Raw genomic sequence first — 18,675 nt, forward strand, 5'->3', positions numbered from 1 at the left:
ATCGCATCAAGGCGCGTTGACCACGACGTAGGTCACATTGCTGCCCTGATACTGCGGTTGATACCAGGTCGATCCACACTGCATGTACACCGTGTTGTACTGCATGACCTGCACGCAACTGGTGGGCATTTGTGCCGGCGTGAGGATCGAGCCGACCACCGCCGCCGTCACCGCGACCGTTGCAGTAACGGCTGCTGCCGTGGCGATCGGATGGTAGTGATTGTCGTAGCCATAGCGGCCACGCCCGTCGACATCAATGTCGACATCGCGATTGTTGTTGATGTTGACGTTACGGGTGCTGTTGTTGATGTTGGTACGGTTGCCGACGTTGTTGCCGGCGTTCACCCGGTTGCCTGAGTTCACCCGATTGCCCGCATTGACGTTGGTCGCTCGTTGCGACGTGTTCATCCGCTGCGCCCGTTGAGCATTTGGCGCGGGTGCGCGATTGACCGACGCCCGTGCCTGCCCTTGGCCCCGTGGCCGGGCATCCGCTTCAGCGATCAGGCCAACGGTCAGCACGGTGGCGGTGGCGAGCGATAACAACAGGCTCCACGACATTGTCCGGTTCATGTCATTCCCCTCCCTGCTCAGCAGCTTTCTTCAGCGGAATCGCTACGTCGCCCTTGGCCGGCTTGAAGGTGAACATCGACTCCTGGAGGCCAGGCTTCAGGTTCCAGTGATACACCGCGCTGTATTCCGGATAGCTCTTCTCATCGGTGGTGGTGATCACCAGTTTGCACGGCAACGGCTTCTCGGAGCGGGTGACCCACAACTGCCAGTCAACGCCCTCTTGCCGAAAGGCCAGGTGATCACAGAGTTGGCCCTTGATCGTCGATGGGCCAACGTACAGGGCTTCTTTCAACGCATCGATCTGCGCCTGATCGCTGCCGAACAGAAACAGGTCTTCCATGGGGATCTGAATACCGTAATGGTTTTCGATCATGTGCAGGGCTTCGGACACCTTGGGTGGGGCATCCACCGTGGTGTAGTAATTGAGGTACGGTGAGTACTGAGTCAGTTTCTTGCCGTTGTAGAAGAACTCCCGCGTTCGAACATCGCCTTCTGTCTTGGCGTACATTCGATCATGCCCCTGCACCTTCAGGGTCGTGGAAGCCTCGGACTTAATCTTCTGGCCGGTCTCCAGAACGGTATCCCGGGACACTTCGGCATCTACCTGAAACTTCGACAGGCTGCGCAGGTAGTTGCCCATATCAATCAGTTTATCGACCACTTGCGGGTTGATGGTCGGGGCAGCGTCCGCCGCAGGGGCATCTTCGGCGCGAGCTCCCGAGGCAAGAGCCAGAGTGAACATCAGGCAGAAAACACCGGGTTGAGTTTTCATTAATTTCGCTCCTGTCCCTGCGGCGGGCATGAGGCCCGCAACTCATGGCTGATTGTTCAGCCTAGTCGCTGCCTACCCTGTTCGCCAGACAGACAAATCGGTGCGGGGATGTCGATCACCTTGCGTTCATCCCGGCGCAGCATTACTGACACTATCGAGACACATTATCAGCGCACAGACCTTACCGGGAAGCACACCCCGACACACCGATAGCCCACTATCCAAAGGCTCTGGCTCGCGGGTTTTTTGACGATTTTTCGTACAAACAAGAACTTAGATGCGCGCCGTAAATCAGTCACTTGCAAGCACTAAAATACCACTACCACTTATCGGCCATTTTCTTGACGCGATGTCAAGGGTCTTCTTAGCTACACGTACTACCCCCGGAAATTCCACCAGGGGCAAACCTCCAGGACACCCGCGAAATCGGGCGGCCAGCGGCTTGCCTCAATCCATTCGGTCGCCCCTCATTCGGGGTAGGAGAGACGCCAAAGCGAGATTCGGCATGCGATTGCAAGGTAGACCCCCATGAAAACTTCATTCACCCAACAAGAGATCAAAATCACTTTTTGCACTGTCTCAAGTTCGCTGCTGCTGTGTTCTTCCATGGAGGTGCAGGCAGGGCCCGCAGAGGATGAAACCGCCCCCTGGTATCGCCAGGATATTCCGGTAATGACCTTGCCCACGGTCAATATCACCGCCCCCTACCCCGGCCACTTCAGTGCCGCCTCCGATACCCGAAGTTCACGCCTGACCATCGAAGACGCCGCGCCGTCGGCCTGGGATCAACTGTACGGGCAGGCTTCGCGACAAGCACAAACCGATGTAATGGCGCAGGGTTTCACCAGCCCTGGCAGCTCCGAATTCAAAGGCCCGGCGATCCTGACCCTGCAGAGCGGTAGCGGCCATACCCAGCGGGTCGGCCTGATCGGCGGGACAACCCAGTTACAAGGCAACAGCAACGGTCTGCTGACCAGTCGCGCCCTCGCCGACCCTGCCACTGACACCCTCAACCTTCAAGGCGAGAGCCTCGGCGCCTACTGGAGCCTGACTGGCCCCCAAGGCTGGCACGTGGATTTGTCGGCCAGCGGCGGTCGGGTCAACGGCTTCAGCCGTAACGACCAGGGCGCACGACAAGCGACCGAAGGCAGCGCGGTTACGTTGTCGGTGGAAGGCGGTTTCCCGATTGGCCTGAGCGACAACTGGGTGGTCGAACCGCAAGCGCAGTTGATCAATCAGCGCATCACCCTGGATACGCCGTATGCCGGTTCAGGCAATGCGTCGTCCAGCGACCTGACGTCCTGGAGCGGCCGGGTCGGCGCACGGTTGAAAGGTAGTTACGACATCAACGGACTGGGGGTCGAACCCTATGTGCGGACCAACTTGTGGCACACCGTGTACACCGGCAATACCGTGACCCTCGATCAGGTCGACAAGATCAGCAGCAGTCGCAATTCATCGACGGTCGAAGTGGGTTTGGGGCTGGTGGCGAGAGTCACGCCGGCGGTGAGTTTTTACGTCAGTGCCGATTACAGCAGTGATGTGGATGACAATGATTTGAACGGGTTGATTGGGAGTCTGGGTGTGCGGATGCGGTGGTGACTTCAAGATTTGTATTGTTTGAGCTGACGCCTTCGCGGGCAAGCCTCGCTCCTACGGGTTATCACCGTTCTGTAGGAGCGAGCGGTGCGGCGATCCGACTTGCCCGCGAAAGCGGTTTTAGATCAACCCTCCGGCCGCAGGATCAACACCGCCAGCGGTGGCAGGTTCAACACCAGCGAAAGCGCCTGGCCATGGCTCGGCTCTTCCTCGGTAAACGCCCCGCCACTGTTGCCGTAGTTGGACCCGGCATACATCGCAGCATCGCTGTTGATCGACTCGCTCCAGCGCCCGGCGACCGGTACGCCAATGCGATAAGCCTGACGCGGCACCGGCGTGAAGTTCGCCACCACCAGCGCCGGCCGCCCGTCCTTGCTCCAGCGCAAGAACGCGTAAACGCTGTTGATCGCATCATCGCCGATCAACCACTGGAAGCCCTGTGGCGCGTCGTCCTGGTCATGCATCGCCGGCTCTTCGCGGTACAGCCGGTTAAGGTCGCCAACGAGTTTCTGCACACCCTTGTGTTCCGAGTATTGCAGCAGGTACCAGTCCAGTTGCTGATCGTGATTCCACTCGCGCCATTGGCCGAATTCGCAGCCCATGAACAACAGCTTCTTGCCGGGATGCGCCCACATGAAACTCAGATAGGCCCGCAGGTTGGCAAATTTCTGCCAGCGATCCCCGGGCATCTTGTCGATCAGCGAGTGTTTGCCGTGCACCACTTCATCGTGGGAGATCGGCAAAATGAAACGCTCGGACCAGGCATACACCAGGCCGAAACTCAGTTCGTTGTGGTGATGCGCGCGGTACACCGGATCCTGCTGAATGTAATGCAGCGAATCGTGCATCCAGCCCATGTTCCACTTGTAGTCGAAGCCCAGTCCGCCCTGTTGCGTACTCTGGCTGACACCCGGCCACGCGGTGGATTCCTCGGCGATCACCAGCGCACCCGGCGCTTCGAGGTTGACCACGTCGTTGAGGTGGCGCAGGAAGTCGATGGCTTCGAGGTTCTCGCGCCCACCGTGACGGTTCGGCACCCATTCCCCGGCCTTGCGCGAGTAATCGCGATAGAGCATCGACGCCACGGCATCGACCCGCAGGCCATCGACATGGAAATGCTTGAGCCAGTGCAGCGCCGAGGCCAGCATGTAGCCGTGCACTTCAGTGCGGCCGAGGTTGTAGATCAGCGTGTCCCAGTCCTGATGGAAACCTTCCTGCGGATTGCCATATTCGTACAGCGCGGTGCCATCGAACTGCGCCAGGCCGTGGGTATCGGTGGGGAAATGCGCCGGCACCCAATCGAGGATCACGCCGATGTCAGCCTGGTGGCAGGCATTGACGAAGGCCGCGAAGTCTTCCGGCGAACCATAGCGAGCGCTCGGGGCGAATTGCGACAGCAGCTGATAACCCCAGGAACCGCCGAACGGGTGTTCCATGATCGGCATCAGTTCAATGTGGGTAAACCCCAGCTCCTTCACATAAGGAATCAGCCGCTCGCCCAGTTCATGCCAGGTGTACTGACGCGCCACTTCACCCAGATCATCCAGCTCGCATTGCCACGAGCCGGCGTGCAGTTCGTAGATCGACAGCGGCGCGCTCGGCAAATGACGCTCGGCACGGGATTCCATCCAGGCCTGATCCTGCCAATTGATGTTCAGCGGCGAAGCGACTTTAGACGCTGTGTCCGGCGGTAGCGAAGTGGCCAAGGCCATCGGGTCAGCCTTGAGTGGCAGAATGCCTTGGGCGCCGAGGATTTCGTATTTGTACGTTTCCCCCGCCTGCAGGCGCGGGACAAACAGCTCCCAGACCCCGGTCGGATGGCGCAGACGCATCGGGTGCCGACGACCGTCCCAATTGTTGAAGTCACCGACCACTGACACCCGTTTGGCGTTCGGTGCCCACACGGCGAAACGCACGCCGTCGACACCGTCGACCGACTTCAGCTGCGCACCGAGGCAGGCGCTGAGGTCGCGGTGATTGCCTTCGGCGAACAGGTACAAGTCCATCTCGCCAAGCAACGGGCCGAAGCTGTAAGGGTCCTCGGACACTTGTTCGCCGCCGGCCCACCGGGTGCGCAGCAGATACGGTTGCGCCCGATCGAAGTGCCCGACAAACAACCCTGGCGTCTGGGTGGCTTCAAGGTTGCCGAGTTCCTCCCCGGAGTCCTTGGCCAGTACCTGAACGCTCAGCGCGTCCGGCAGATAAGCCCGAATGAATTGCCCACCGGCGTCATCGCCATGGGGGCCGAGAATTGCAAAAGGGTCGTGATGTTCGGCGCGTACCAGCGCGTCGATATCCCGCGATCTGGGCAGCAGCGCTTCTTTAGCGTGACCCTGTTCCTTGTTCGAGAAACTCATGACTACTCTCCACCAAGATCGGAAAAGGGTTTAAGCCCACTCAATAATCCAAACAAACCGTGCAATGGCACCGGCAACCAGGTGGGGCGATTTTCCGCCTCATAGGCCACCTCATACGCCGCCTTCTCCAGCCCGAACAACGCCAACGCGGCGTCCTCGCCTTCCGGATCTTGCCACGCATGAGCAAGACTAGCTGCCGCCAGCCGATAAGCGTCGACAAATGCCTGTTTTGCTTCATTCAGATAACGGTCGGCTACCCGTTGCCGTGCCGCGCGGGCCTCGGCAGTGTTGTCGACGTTGTGCACGTTGATCGCCATCGCTGCGGCGTAATCGAAGGAGCGCAGTACGCCACTGACATCTTTGTACGGGCTGTGCTTGCCGCGTCGTTCGCTCAGCGGCCGCGCCGGCTCACCCTCGAAGTCGATCAGATAAGCATCGCCCTTGATCACCAGCACCTGCCCCAGGTGCAAGTCGCCGTGGACGCGAATGCGTAAACCGCCGACGGCTTTTTTGCCCAGGTCCTGGACATGGCTGAGGATGGCTTTTTTGTTGTCCAGTAAACGAGTGACCAGCGCTTTGTCTGCCGGGTTCAGTTCGCTTTGATGCTGTTTGAGCAACTTCAGCGAGTGCTCGAGTTGCGCCGCGACATCCTTGGCCGAGGCCAGGGCATCTTTCTGTGTGGTGGCCTGCGGGGCGAAGTCCGGGTCATCGGTCGGGGCCGCCAGCACCTGGTGCATTTCACCCAACCGCTGGCCGAGCATGCCGGCGAAGTCCCTCAGTTCACCCAAGGCGTTGTAGTGCTGCTCCTGCTCGGACATGGCGTCGGCCAGTTCGTCGCGTATCGCCCGTTCGAGGTTGTTCTGGGTCCATTCCCAGGCGTCGCCCTGATTGCTCAAATAGCCTTGGGCAATCATCAGCAGATTGTCTTCGCCCTTGGCATCGCGGCGAACCACCGAACCCAACAGCGGCGAAATATTGCTGAAACCGGCATGGGTCAGGTACGCGCTCATTTCCAGCTCTGGGTGCACGCCCGAGGCGACCTTGCGGATCAGCTTCAGCACCAGGCTGCTGCCGATCACCACCGAACTGTTGGACTGTTCGGCGGACAGGTAGCGCACCTCCGATTCCGCGGTCAGGCCCAATTTGGCCAACTCAGCGGTCGGTTCGAAACGAATCTCGCCGCCGTCCGAAGGCAACACGGTGCTTTCCTGCATGCCATGCAATACCGCGCGGATAAAGTTTTCCAGGCTGAACGCATCGGTGATCAAACCCACCTGTGGGCCACGTCGCACCCTGGACAATGCCAGTTGCTGCGGCAACGCCGGGCCGACCTGATCATCGGCAATGAAGCCGAACGGCAACTGGTAACGGCTGGTCTGGCCGCCGCTGGTGACTTCGATTTCGCTCAAAAGCACCGGATGCTGCGCGTCACCGAAGCGCACGCCGTAGGCCAGGTTGACCTTCTCGATGGCCGCGTCCTTGCCGGCGAACCAGCGGCGGTTCTGCAACCAATTGGGCAGGATGCCCTGCTCCAGCGTGCCGCGGGACGGCGCCTCGAGCAGTTCTTCCAGGCGTTTTTTCAGCACCAGGGTGGTGAAGTCCGGCAGGCTTTGCGCCGGTTCTACGTGCCAGCTAGGCATTTGATTCTCCGCGGCGAGTCCGAACCAGTAAAAGCCGTACGGCGCCAGTGTCAGGAGGAAATTCAACTGGCCGATCGGCGGAAAGGCGTTACCGCCGAGCATCTCCACCGGCACCATGCCGACGTAGGCCGACAGGTCCAGCTCGGCCGCTTGCGCACTGCGCGATACGTTGGCGACGCACAGGATGGTTTCGTATTTGCCATCCGGCCCGGTGTATTCACGGGTGTAGGCCAGAATCCGTCGATTGCTCGGCGAGAGCATTTTCAGCGTGCCGCGACCAAAGGCCTTGGACTGCTTGCGCACGGCGAGCATCCGGCGGGTCCAGTTCAGCAGCGAATGCGGGTCGCCGGCCTGGGTTTCAACGTTGACCGACAGGTAACCGTATTGCGGGTCCATGATCGGTGGCAGCACCAGGCTCGCCGGGTCGGCGCGGGAGAAACCGCCGTTACGGTCGATCGACCACTGCATCGGCGTGCGCACGCCGTCACGGTCGCCGAGGTAGATGTTGTCGCCCATGCCGATTTCATCGCCGTAATACATCGTCGGCGTGCCCGGCATCGACAGCAGCAGACTGTTGAGCAGTTCCACGCGACGACGATCACGCTCCATCAATGGCGCCAGACGGCGGCGAATGCCCAGGTTGATCCGCGCCCGACGGTCGGCCGCGTAGTAATTCCACAGGTAATCGCGCTCTTTGTCGGTGACCATTTCCAGGGTCAGCTCATCGTGGTTGCGCAGAAAAATCGCCCATTGACAGTTGGCCGGGATCTCCGGGGTCTGACGTAGGATGTCGGTGATCGGAAAGCGATCTTCCTGGGCCAGCGCCATGTACATGCGCGGCATCAACGGGAAATGGAAGGCCATGTGGCATTCGTCGCCGTTGAGGCCTTTTTTATCGGTGTCACCGAAGTACAACTGGGTGTCTTCCGGCCATTGGTTGGCCTCGGCCAGCAGCATGCGGTCCGGGTAATTGGCGTCGATTTCGGCACGGATCTGCTTGAGGACGTCGTGGGTCTCGGGCAGGTTTTCGTTGTTGGTGCCGTCGCGCTCGATCAGGTACGGAATCGCGTCCAGCCGCAGGCCGTCGATGCCCATGTCGAGCCAGTAGCGCATCACCGACAGCACCGCTTTCATGACTTGCGGGTTGTCGAAGTTCAGGTCTGGCTGGTGCGAATAGAACCGGTGCCAGAAATACTGGCCGGCGACCGGGTCCCAGGTCCAGTTGGACTTCTCGGTGTCGAGAAAGATGATGCGGGTGCCGTCGTATTTGTGATCGTCATCGGACCAGACGTAGAAGTCTCGCGCCGCCGAACCGGGTTTGGCTTTACGCGCGCGCTGGAACCAGGCGTGCTGGTCGGAGGTGTGGTTGATGACCAGCTCGGTAATCACCCGCAGGCCACGTTTATGGGCCTCGGAGATGAAACGCTTGGCGTCGGCCATGGTGCCGTAATCGGGGTGGACGCCACGGTACTCGGCAATGTCATAGCCATCGTCACGCCGTGGCGACGGATAGAAGGGCAAGAGCCAGATGGTGTTGACGCCGAGGTCGGCAATGTAATCGAGTTTGGCGATAAGGCCGGGAAAGTCGCCGATGCCGTCATTGTTGGAGTCGAAAAAAGACTTAACGTGTACCTGGTAGATCACCGCATCCTTGTACCAGAGCGGGTCCTTGATGAAGGTGGCTGCCTTGGGTTTCTTCGCCATTTGAAACTCCTGTTGAATTCGAAATAGCCACCACCGAGCCATTCGCTTTGGAATAAGGCGTTAGTGGCGAAGGGACTTGTCCCCGTTCGGCTGCGAAGCAGTCGCATGCGATTGATCTGGTTAATGCTGTGTTTGGGCTGATTGGGGGGCCGCTTCGCGACCCAACGGGGACAAGTCCCCTCGCCACAAAAGCCCCCACGACAGTCAGGAAGCGGTGATTCGCCAGATGCTGAACGGTTGATGCGCCGGGTCGATCCGCATGAACTGGTACTTGCCGTGCCAGGTCCAGCGATGGCCGCTCATCAAGTCTTCGCCCTGGGTGCTGGCGTCGTCGGGCAAGCCCATTTCCCACAGCGGCAATTCGAAGTTCGCTTCCTGGACGTTATGCGGGTCGAGGCTGACGGCCACCAGAATGAAGTTGCTGCCATCCGCGCTGCGTTTGCCGAAATACAGAATGTTGTCGTTCCACGCGTTGTAGACCGTCAAGCCCAGGTGCGTGTGCAGCGCCGGATTTTGCCGGCGGATGCGGTTGAGCTGGGCAATCTCGGCGATGATGTTGCCCGGCGCATTGAAGTCCCGTGGGCGGATTTCGTACTTCTCGGAATTGAGGTACTCCTCCTTGCCCGGCACCGGCGCGGCTTCACACAGTTCGAAACCCGAATACATGCCCCACAGCCCTGAACCCATAGTTGCCAACGCCGCGCGGATCAGAAAACCGGCGCGCCCGGACTCATGCAAAAACGCGGGATTGATGTCCGGCGTATTGACGAAGAAATTCGGCCGGTAGCATTCGCGCCACGGCGACTCATTGAGCTCGGTGAAATAGGTCGCCAGTTCCGTTTTGGTATTGCGCCAGGTGAAGTAGGTGTAGCTCTGGGAGTAACCGACCTTGCCCAGCCGCGCCATCATCGCCGGGGTGGTAAAGGCTTCCGCGAGGAACATCACCTCGGGGTACAACGCCCGCACATCGGCGATCAGCCATTGCCAGAACGGCAGCGGCTTGGTGTGAGGGTTGTCGACGCGAAAGATCTTCACGCCCTCCTCGACCCAACCGACCACGATGTCCCGCAGTTCGACCCACAGACTGGGGATCGCATCGCTGGCATAGAAATCGACGTTGACGATGTCCTGGTATTTTTTCGGCGGGTTCTCTGCGTATTTGATCGTGCCGTCAGGGCGCCAGTTGAACCAGCCCGGGTGCTGTTTGAGCCACGGGTGATCCTGGGAACACTGGATCGCGAAATCGAGGGCAATTTCCAGTCCGTGATCCGCCGCCGCTGAAACCAGTCGACGGAAGTCTTCGCGCGTGCCGAGTTCGGAATGAATCGCCTCGTGCCCGCCCTCTTCGCTGCCGATGGCATACGGGCTGCCCGGATCGTCGGGGCCGGCGGTCAGTGAATTGTTCGGGCCTTTACGGAAGCTGCGGCCGATCGGGTGGATCGGCGGGAAGTACAGCACATCGAAACCCATGTCCTGAATCGTCGCCAGACGCGAGTGCACATCGTTAAACGTGCCGTGACGGGCGGGATCGTCGGTGATCGAGCGCGGAAACAACTCGTACCAACTGGCGAACTGCGCCAGCTCCCGCTCGACGTCCAGCGCAAACTCGGGGCTGAGACTCAAGTAAGCGCGGTGATCGGCCTGAGCCATCAGGTCGGCGCTACGTTGGTGCAGAAACAGGGCGACCTGCTCGGTTTCGAGCAGACCGGACAGCTCATGGTGCAACGCCGCCAGCTCTTCGCTCAACGGCCCTTCCGAGCGTTCGGCCGCTTGTTGCACCTGGTTGCGCCCTTCCTGCAATTCCAGGCTGACGGGCACACCCGCGATGTTCTTTTTCTCAATCTCATAACAGAAGCTGGCGAACTGATCGATCCAGGCCTCGACACAGAAGACGTAGCGGCCCTGCTGCTCGACACGGAACTGGCCCTGCCAGCCGTTGTTGCCAAGGTCGGTCATGACCTCGCTCTGCCAGGCTTCGTCGCCGTCGTCACGCCAGCGTATGCGCACGGCCAGTTTGTCGTGACCATCGGCGAATACTTTGGCGGTGACCACCACGTCCTGCCCCACCACGGCCTTGGCAGCAAACTGCCCGCCGTCCAGGGTCGGCATGATGTTTTCGATGGCGATGCGCGGCAGCAGCAGAGCCTGCGACAGCGGCATATGAGGGTTGTAGTTCAGCTCTGTCGGTTTTTCAGCAGTCATCGAGCATCTCTCCTTAACGCCCCATGGACGCTCATGTGTCTGGTCGTCGTTCACGCGGAACCGTCGGTCCCGAAATGAACTCACTTAGGTTCCGAGCGACAAGCGCGGGGAAAAGTTCACGCCCATTTGCCGGGGAATCAAATCCCTTGCGCGACGGTCAATCAACTTAAGCACGACTTACGCCATGTGCCACTGGAGGCTTCAACGATGAGTATTCCAATCCCGGCCGAAACACCCGATCCGAACATCGACAACCCGACCATTCCGCCGACCGAGCCGGAACCGGTACCCGAGCAAGAGCCGCCGGGAACCACTCCACCGCCTAGGGAAGAGCCGCCAGCCACCATGCCGCCGGTGATCCTGACGCCAGAGTGATGGCTACGGTCGCTCTTGCTCGTCTGTTTCCCTGTCGAACATTCTCACGATCCTCGGCATCACGCTGAAAATCGCCAATGCCAGCAGCGTACTGAACACCGCCGTCGCCTCGCGACCCAGTCCGGCCGAGACACCGATGGCGGCGGTCATCCACAACCCGGCGGCGGTGGTCAGGCCTTTGACATGGCCATCATCGCCTCCCTGGTTTTTCAGGATGGTGCCGGCACAGAGGAAGCCGATCCCGGCAATCACGCCTTGCACCACCCGGCTCATGGCATCGGCCTGGGAGCCGGACATCTGCGGCACCAGCACAAACAGCGCCGCGCCCAGCGCCACCAGCATGTGCGTGCGCACCCCGGCAGCCTTGCCTTTTTGCTCACGCTCGAAGCCGAGAATCCCGCCCAAAATCGCCGCGATCAGCAATCTCACGGTTATACCTGTCAGTTGTGACGCATCGCCGATGTCGGCGAACTCCGCTTGCAGCGTTACCCAAACCTCATGCCACCAGGCGTCCATGGTGCAATCCTTGTGATTGATTGTTATTGGAAGGATGGACCGCGCCGACCATTAATCGGTTGCACAGAACGATGACCGTCGGATGCGCCCTAACAGTTTAGAACCCGCAAAAAAAAGGACACTGCCATGACTGTGCGCATCGAAAACCAGACCTGCTTTTTCATCACCGAGAACGGCGAAGAAATTCGCCTGTGTCCCGATGTCACGATCATCACCGACTCGGAAAAAGCCATGTCGGCGGTGTTGATCAACGGCCAGCGTGTCTACATTACCGAAGCAGAAGCCGACGCATTGACCGTAGCAGGCGCAGTGGACGGTCGCAGGCATTTGAAGGCCACCGACAGTGATTCGGTGATTTGACTGACCCGGATCAACAACGCCAGCAGGCGCCTGATATAGGCGACTGCGCCCAGCCGTGACGGGGTGCATCAAGTTGTCGCAGGCAGCGGATCAGCCCCCATCTGATCCGCTTTTTATTGCAATACCTGAGTCTGTTATGCAAACAGATCGCTGGTCATAGTGCTCATGCCTGATGGAGGCTGATGAGCGAAAGACCATGAGCGAAAGAATCCCCGTCCGAATCGTAGAACCTGCCTCATTTATAAAAAGCGAGCCTTTACGTCCAAAGATAAAGGCCAAGTCCAGCGACAACCTGATCCACACCCGCAGCTTCACCGGCCTGTTCCGTACCTTGCGATTGAGCGGTGCGGGATTTCTGTTTTTGCTGTTCTTCGGCACCGTGTGGCTCAACTGGGGCGACCGTCAGGCGGTGCTCTGGGACCTTTCCGAAAGCAAATTCCACATCTTCGGCGCGACTTTCTGGCCACAGGACTTCATCCTGCTCTCGGCGCTGCTGATCATCGCCGCGTTCGGCCTTTTTGCGATCACCGTTTTTGCCGGTCGAGTCTGGTGCGGTTACACCTGCCCGCAGAGCTCCTGGACCTGGATCTTCATGTGGTGCGAGAAGATCACCGAAGGCGAACGCAACCAGCGGATCAAGCTGCAAGCCGCGCCGTGGGGCCTGAACAAACTGTTCCGCCGCTCGGCGAAGCACACCCTGTGGCTGGCCATCAGCCTGCTCACCGGGCTGACCTTTGTCGGTTACTTCACGCCGATCCGGCCGCTGGCCGAAGAACTGCTGACCTTGCAAATGGGCGGTGTCAGCCTGTTCTGGGTGCTGTTCTTCACCGGCGCGACGTACATAAACGCCGGTTGGCTGCGTGAAGCGGTGTGCATGCACATGTGCCCGTATGCGCGGTTCCAGAGCGTGATGTTCGACAAGGACACCCTGACCATTTCCTACGACGTGGCCCGTGGTGAAAACCGTGGCCCGCGCAAACGTGACGTGAAACCGGCCGAGGCCGGTTTGGGTGATTGCATCGATTGCCATGTGTGCGTGCAGGTCTGCCCGACCGGGATCGACATTCGCGACGGTTTGCAGATGGAGTGCATCGGCTGCGCGGCGTGTATCGACGCCTGCGATTCGATCATGGACAAAATGGGCTATGCCCGTGGCCTGATCAGCTATACCTCGGAGCATGAGTTGCAGGGTGGCAAGACCCACCTGCTGCGGCCGCGGCTGATCGGTTACACCGCGGTGCTGCTGGTGATGATCGGTGCCCTCGCCCTCGCCCTGGTCGAACGGCCGATGGTGTCGCTGGACGTGAGCAAAGACCGTGGGCTGTTCCGCGAGAACAGTCAGGGGCAGATCGAAAACATCTACAGCCTGAAGGTCATCAACAAGACCCAGCTGCGTCAGGATTACCAGCTGAGCCTGGTGGATGGCGAAGGCTTCCAGCTGCAAGGCAAGACCGAACTGAGCCTGGCGCCGGGCGAGATTGTCGATGTGCCGGTGTCGGTGGCAATGCTGGCGGACCGGCCGAGCAGCAGCTCGCAGACGATCAGTTTCAAGATTGTCGACAGTGACGAGCCGGACATCTACAGCGTGGCCAAAAGCCGGTTTGTTGCGCCGATGAACCGTTGATCCCTTAGACTGCGGTGCCTGTGGCGAGGGAGCTTGCCCCCGTTCGGCTGCGCAGCAGTCGTAAAATTTTGGGGCCGCTGCGCAGCCCAACGGGGGCAAGCCCCCTCGCCACAACAGCTAATTGAACCCATTCGATTGCGGGACTTAGATGAAACGCTACGAAAAATTCGCCGACGACATCGCTGAACTGATCCGCTCCGGCGTTCTCGGCCCCGGCCAGCGCGTGCCGTCGGTGCGCTACGCCAGCCAGACGTACGGGGTCAGCCCGTCCACCGTGTTCCAGGCCTATTACCTTCTCGAACGCCGTGGCCTGATCCGCGCCCGGCCTCGCTCCGGCTACTTCGTCAACGCGCACGCGCCGAGCCCGTTCTCAGAGCCGGTGATCAGCAGCCAGGTCAACGAATCCACCGAAGTCGACGTCAGCGAACTGGTGTTCTCAGTCCTCGACTCGATCAAGGACCCGACCACCGTGCCCTTCGGCTCAGCCTTCCCCAGTCCGACCCTGTTCCCGTTGCAGCGCCTGTCCCGCTCCCTGGCCAGCGCCGCCCGGGACATGGACCCGCGCATGGTCGTCACCGACATGTCGCCGGGCAACCCACAGCTGCGTCGCCAGATTGCCCTGCGCTACATGGTCGGCGGGCTGATGCTGCCGATGGAAGAATTGCTGATCACCAACGGCGCGCTGGAAGCGCTGAACCTGTGCCTGCAAGCGGTTACCGAACCCGGCGACCTGGTGGCCATCGAAGCGCCGGCGTTCTATGCCTGCCTGCAAATACTGGAACGGCTGAAGCTCAAAGCCGTTGAGATTCCGGTGCACCCGCGCGACGGGATCGACCTGGGCGTGCTCGCGCAAACCCTGGAACGCCACCCGATCAAGGCCTGCTGGTGCATGACCAGTTTCCAGAACCCGATGGGCGCCACCATGCCCGAAGCGAAGAAACAGGAGCTGGTCGAATTATTGCGCAGCCACCAGGTGCCTCTGATCGAGGACGACGTCTACGCCGAACTTTACTACGGCCAACAGGCGCCGAAACCGGCCAAGGCGTTTGATACCGAAGGGCTGGTGATGCATTGCGGTTCCTTCGCCAAGAGCCTGGCCCCGGGCTACCGGATCGGCTGGGTCGCCGCCGGGCGTTACGCGCAGAAGATCGAGCGCCTGAAACTCATGACCTCGCTGTGTGCCTCGATGCCGGCCCAGGCCGCCATCGCCGACTACCTGCAACACGGCGGCTACGACCGGCACCTGCGTAAACTGCGCTACGCCCTGGAAGAACAGCAAAGCGCCATGCTCGCCGCCATCGCCCGCTACTTCCCGGCGCAGACACGCGTCAGCCAACCGGCCGGGGGCTACTTTCTATGGCTGGAACTGCCACCGCAGATGGATTCGTTGAAGTTGTTCCAGATGGCATTGGCGCAAGGCATCAGCATCGCGCCGGGGCCGATCTTTTCACCGACACAGCGGTTCAGGAATTGTATTCGGCTGAATTACGGCAGTCCGTGGAATGAGGATTCGGAGAAGGCGATGGAGACGTTGGGGCGGATTGTGCGGTCGTTCTGACACTGCTTTGTCGTTTGAGAGATTGCTATCGCGAGCAGGCTCGCTCCCACAGTGGATTGATGTGAACACATTATTTGTGAACACCACCACACCCTGTGGGAGCGAGCCTGCTCGCGATGAGGCCAGATCCGGCAACAAGAATCTTGGGGCTTAGCGCCCACCACCCAGATCAACAAAAGTCCCCGTCGCATACGAAGCCTTGTCCGACAGCAACCAGATAATCGCCTCCGCCACTTCATCCGGCCGGCCACCCCGGGCCATCGGAATCGCTGATTCCAGCTTGCTGACCCGATCCGGATCACCGCTCAGTGCATGGAAGTCGGTGTAGATGAATCCTGGCCGCACCGCGTTGACGCGAATGCCCTCGCCCGCCACTTCCTTGGACAGGCCGATGGTGAAGCTGTCCAGCGCGCCTTTAGAGGCGGCGTAGTCCACATACTCATTGGGCGAGCCCAAGCGCGAGGCTACCGAGGAGACATTGACGATGCTGCCGCCCTGCCCGCCGTGTTTGGGCGACATGCGCATGATCGCGTGCTTGGCGCAGAGGATCGGTGCCAGGACGTTGGTCTTGAGGGTTTTGAGAATGCGGAACTCGGACATTTCATCGACGCGGGATTTATGTCCGACGGTGCCGGCGTTGTTCACCAGCGCCGTGACCCGACCCAGTTCGGTGTCGACACGGTGGAACAGACTGATCACTTCGTCTTCGATGCTGACGTCAGCGCGCACTGCAATGGCTTGAGCGCCCAGTTCGCGAACTTGCGCCAGGACGCTATGCGCAGCCGACTCGTCGGACTGATAGTTGATACAGATCCGATAGCCAAGCCCTGCGGCCAACAGCGCGGTTGCAGCGCCGATGCCACGGCCGCCGCCGGTGATGACAATGACCTTGTCCATGCTGACTTTCCCCCTCCACGCGTAAGCAGTCGGGGCCAAGAATACCCGCCATTGCCGGTTTTTGCATGGACTCACATCAACAGATCCCGCCAACGCTGTGTGCATTGGCCTTCCCTGTAGAGGCTAGCTGCGATCTTCTGTAGCAGCTGTCGAGCCCGCGAGGCTGCGTTCGGCGACGCAGTCGTCGTAAAACTCGCGCATGAAATCTTACTGAAACACCGCGTCGCCTGATTTCACGACAGCTTCGCTGCCGGACGCAGCCTTGCAGGCTCGACAGCTGCTACAGGCATAACGCCGACCTCCAATTGTTGCCCCCGAACAATGTCGGCCATGAAGCGATCCGCCGGCAGCGGGTGCCCGAGCAGGTAGCCCTGCAATGAATCGCAGCCCAATTTGGTCAGGAAGTCTTGCTGGACACCGGTCTCCACGCCTTCGGCGACGATGCGCAAGCCCAACGCCTGGCCGAGGGCGACGATGGCTGACACGATGGCCGCGTCGTCACTGTCGTGTTCCAGATCGCGGACGAAACCGCGGTCGATTTTCAGTTCGTTGGCCGGTAGACGCTTGAGGTACATCAAGCTCGAATAGCCGGTGCCGAAGTCATCGATGGACAAGTCGACGCCCATTTCAGAGAGTTCCTGAAGCACCGTCATGCTCGCATCGGCATCGCTCATGGCGGTGGTTTCGGTGATTTCCAGGGTCAGGCTATTGGCCGGAAGCTGATGCGTGGCCAAGGCTTTGGAGACGCTCTTGACCAGGCCCGCATGGCAGAACTGCAACGCCGATAGGTTCACCGCAATGCGCCAGTCGGTGTAGCCGAGCACGTACCACTCGCGCATCTGGCGGCAGGCTTCGTTCAGCACCCATTCACCAATGGGAATGATCAGCCCGGTCCTTTCCGCAAGGTCGATAAACTTGTCCGGCAGCAGCATGCCCTGGGTCGGGTGCTCCCAGCGCAGCAGCGCCTCGGCGCCCACCGGGCGGCCATTGCCGGCGTCGAACTTGGGCTGGTAATAGAGGCTGAACTGCTGCTGATCGAGAGCGTTGCGCAAGTCCTGCAGCAATTGCAGTTGTTTGCGCGCGTTGCTGTTCATCGAGGCGTCGAAGAAGCTGTAGCCGTTTTTCCCGGCGCCCTTGGCGTGGTACATCGCTGCGTCGGCGTTCATCAGCAATTCCTGGGCAGTCTGGCCGTTGCCTGGGTACAGCGCGATGCCGAGGCTGGCGGATATCTGCAGCTCATGTTCGGCGACACGGAACGAACTGCCGATCAGCCCGACCTGACGTGCCGCCAGGCTCAACGCGTCGTTTGGCTCGCTGAGTCGCACCAGCAACACGAACTCATCGCCACCGATTCGCGCCAACGTGTCCTGACTGCGCATGTCCTCGCGCAGGCGCAAACCGACCTCACGCAATAACTGATCGCCCATGTGGTGACCGAAGGCGTCGTTGACCGGTTTGAAACCGTCCAGGTCGATGAACATCAGCGCAAAACAACCGCCCTGCTCCTGAACCTTGGACATGGCCTGTTCGATGCGGTCCGCCAGCAGCATACGATTGGGCAGACCGGTCAGGGTGTCGTGCAGGGCCAGTTGGGTCAGTTCGCGGTTGGCTTCCGTCAGCGAGCGCGCCAGGTCAGCGGTGCGCGCCTCAAGACGTGCATCGAGCACCGAGGTCAACAAGGCGATGCTCAATACCGCGAGCGTGGTGATCAGCACCAGGTTGTCAAGGCCTTTGCCATTCAAACCGCTGATGGCGGCGCCACAGAAACTGCCATCCGGGAATCGCGCCGCAGCCATGGCGGTGTAGTGCATGCCGACGATGGCGAGGCCCATGATCACCGCAGCACCGGCGCGAAACAGGCCCACATACGGCGTGTGCTGACGCAGACGGAAGGCGATCCATAACGCTGCGCCGGAAGCGCCAACGGCGATGAGCAGTGACGCTCCGAACAGCGTCGGGTCGTAATCGATGCCCGGCTGCATGCGCATGGCGGCCATGCCGGTGTAGTGCATGGCACTGATCCCGGCCCCCATGATCAACGCGCCGAACGCCAGTTGCCAGGTCGGCAGCCGTGGCTGGCTGACCAGCCACAGGGCAAAGCCGCAGGACAGGATCGCGGTCAGCAGCGAGAGTGCCGTGAGGGTGAAGTCGTAACCCAGATCGATCGGCAGTGCGAACGCGAGCATGCCGATGAAATGCATCGACCACACGCCCACGCCCATGGCAAAAGCACCGCCCGCCGTCCATAAAAACACGGCACGGCCTTTGGCCGTGGAAATGCGTTCGGTCAGGTCAAGCGCGGTATAGGAGGCGAGAATCGCTACGCAGAGCGAAATGATAACCAGCGTGGGTGAATAGCTACCAATGAGCATGTGACTTCTCGCGATCGCCCCACCGTACTGCTTCCGTTCTCGGGAGGGCAAATCGGGCGATTGTACTGATTGCACAAAAGAACGCACTGACAAAAGTAATCAGATGGCCATCAACCCGATGAAACGCTT

13 protein-coding genes are annotated in these 18,675 nt (G+C 60.3%); 5 read left to right on the plus strand and 8 right to left on the minus strand.

The window, feature by feature from the left end; translation table 11 throughout:
* Positions 1-6: 6 nt before the first annotated feature.
* Both ACYZT6_RS13415 and ACYZT6_RS13420 read right to left on the minus strand, forming a co-directional pair.
* The gene (locus tag ACYZT6_RS13415; protein WP_462027305.1) at positions 7-570 is read right to left on the minus strand and encodes a hypothetical protein; all 564 of its coding nucleotides are present in this window, start codon (positions 568-570) and stop codon (positions 7-9) included.
* A gap of 1 nt (position 571) precedes the next feature.
* Positions 572-1,342 carry a DUF2092 domain-containing protein gene (locus ACYZT6_RS13420; RefSeq protein WP_462027306.1) on the minus strand — a complete coding sequence of 257 codons (771 nt, stop codon included), beginning with the start codon at positions 1,340-1,342 and terminating at the stop codon, positions 572-574.
* A 528-nt stretch (positions 1,343-1,870) separates the two neighbouring features.
* Here ACYZT6_RS13420 and ACYZT6_RS13425 point away from each other — a divergent pair.
* Positions 1,871-2,944 carry an autotransporter domain-containing protein gene (locus tag ACYZT6_RS13425; protein ID WP_462027307.1) on the plus strand — a complete coding sequence of 358 codons (1,074 nt, stop codon included), beginning with the start codon at positions 1,871-1,873 and terminating at the stop codon, positions 2,942-2,944.
* Positions 2,945-3,066: 122 nt separating this feature from the next.
* Here the strand turns inward: ACYZT6_RS13425 and glgB are convergent, their stop codons facing one another.
* From glgB to ACYZT6_RS13440, 3 genes are all read right to left on the minus strand, one after another.
* Entirely contained in the window at positions 3,067-5,298 is a 2,232-nt protein-coding gene (gene glgB / locus ACYZT6_RS13430) for a 1,4-alpha-glucan branching protein GlgB (RefSeq protein WP_462027308.1), read from the minus strand.
* A gap of 2 nt (positions 5,299-5,300) precedes the next feature.
* The gene (gene treS / locus ACYZT6_RS13435) at positions 5,301-8,642 is read right to left on the minus strand and encodes a maltose alpha-D-glucosyltransferase (RefSeq protein ID WP_462027309.1); all 3,342 of its coding nucleotides are present in this window, start codon (positions 8,640-8,642) and stop codon (positions 5,301-5,303) included.
* Between the two features lie 204 nt (positions 8,643-8,846).
* On the minus strand, positions 8,847-10,844 hold the full coding sequence (locus tag ACYZT6_RS13440) for an alpha-1,4-glucan--maltose-1-phosphate maltosyltransferase (RefSeq protein WP_462027310.1): 1,998 nt from the start codon (positions 10,842-10,844) through the stop codon (positions 8,847-8,849).
* A gap of 207 nt (positions 10,845-11,051) precedes the next feature.
* On the opposite strand from ACYZT6_RS13440, the gene ACYZT6_RS13445 reads away from it, so the two are divergent.
* Positions 11,052-11,219, plus strand: a complete 168-nt coding sequence (locus ACYZT6_RS13445) for a hypothetical protein (RefSeq protein ID WP_462027311.1) — start codon at positions 11,052-11,054, stop codon at positions 11,217-11,219.
* Positions 11,220-11,222: 3 nt separating this feature from the next.
* Here ACYZT6_RS13445 and ACYZT6_RS13450 read toward each other — a convergent pair whose 3' ends face one another.
* Positions 11,223-11,735 (minus strand): MgtC/SapB family protein, encoded by a 513-nt coding sequence (locus ACYZT6_RS13450; protein WP_462027312.1) that lies wholly within the window; start codon positions 11,733-11,735, stop codon positions 11,223-11,225.
* A gap of 126 nt (positions 11,736-11,861) precedes the next feature.
* Here ACYZT6_RS13450 and ACYZT6_RS13455 point away from each other — a divergent pair, with 126 nt between their 5' ends.
* The 3 genes from ACYZT6_RS13455 to mapR all read left to right on the plus strand — a co-directional run bounded on the left by ACYZT6_RS13455 (position 11,862) and on the right by mapR (position 15,277).
* Entirely contained in the window at positions 11,862-12,095 is a 234-nt protein-coding gene (locus ACYZT6_RS13455) for a DUF3203 family protein (RefSeq protein ID WP_462027313.1), read from the plus strand.
* 196 nt (positions 12,096-12,291) lie between these two features.
* Positions 12,292-13,719, plus strand: coding sequence for a cytochrome c oxidase accessory protein CcoG (gene ccoG, locus ACYZT6_RS13460; protein ID WP_462027314.1), 1,428 nt, complete (start codon positions 12,292-12,294; stop codon positions 13,717-13,719).
* 148 nt (positions 13,720-13,867) lie between these two features.
* Complete coding sequence (mapR, locus tag ACYZT6_RS13465) at positions 13,868-15,277, plus strand: GntR family transcriptional regulator MpaR (protein ID WP_462027315.1); 1,410 nt, start codon at positions 13,868-13,870, stop codon at positions 15,275-15,277.
* 150 nt (positions 15,278-15,427) lie between these two features.
* On the opposite strand, the gene ACYZT6_RS13470 is transcribed toward mapR, so the two are convergent.
* Both ACYZT6_RS13470 and ACYZT6_RS13475 read right to left on the minus strand, forming a co-directional pair.
* Positions 15,428-16,174: an SDR family oxidoreductase gene (locus ACYZT6_RS13470; RefSeq protein WP_462027316.1), complete on the minus strand. Its 747-nt coding sequence runs from the start codon at positions 16,172-16,174 to the stop codon at positions 15,428-15,430.
* Positions 16,175-16,407: 233 nt separating this feature from the next.
* The gene (locus tag ACYZT6_RS13475) at positions 16,408-18,546 is read right to left on the minus strand and encodes a putative bifunctional diguanylate cyclase/phosphodiesterase (RefSeq protein WP_462027317.1); all 2,139 of its coding nucleotides are present in this window, start codon (positions 18,544-18,546) and stop codon (positions 16,408-16,410) included.
* Positions 18,547-18,675: the final 129 nt, after the last annotated feature.

It is taken from the genome of Pseudomonas sp. RT6P73 (assembly GCF_054897715.1).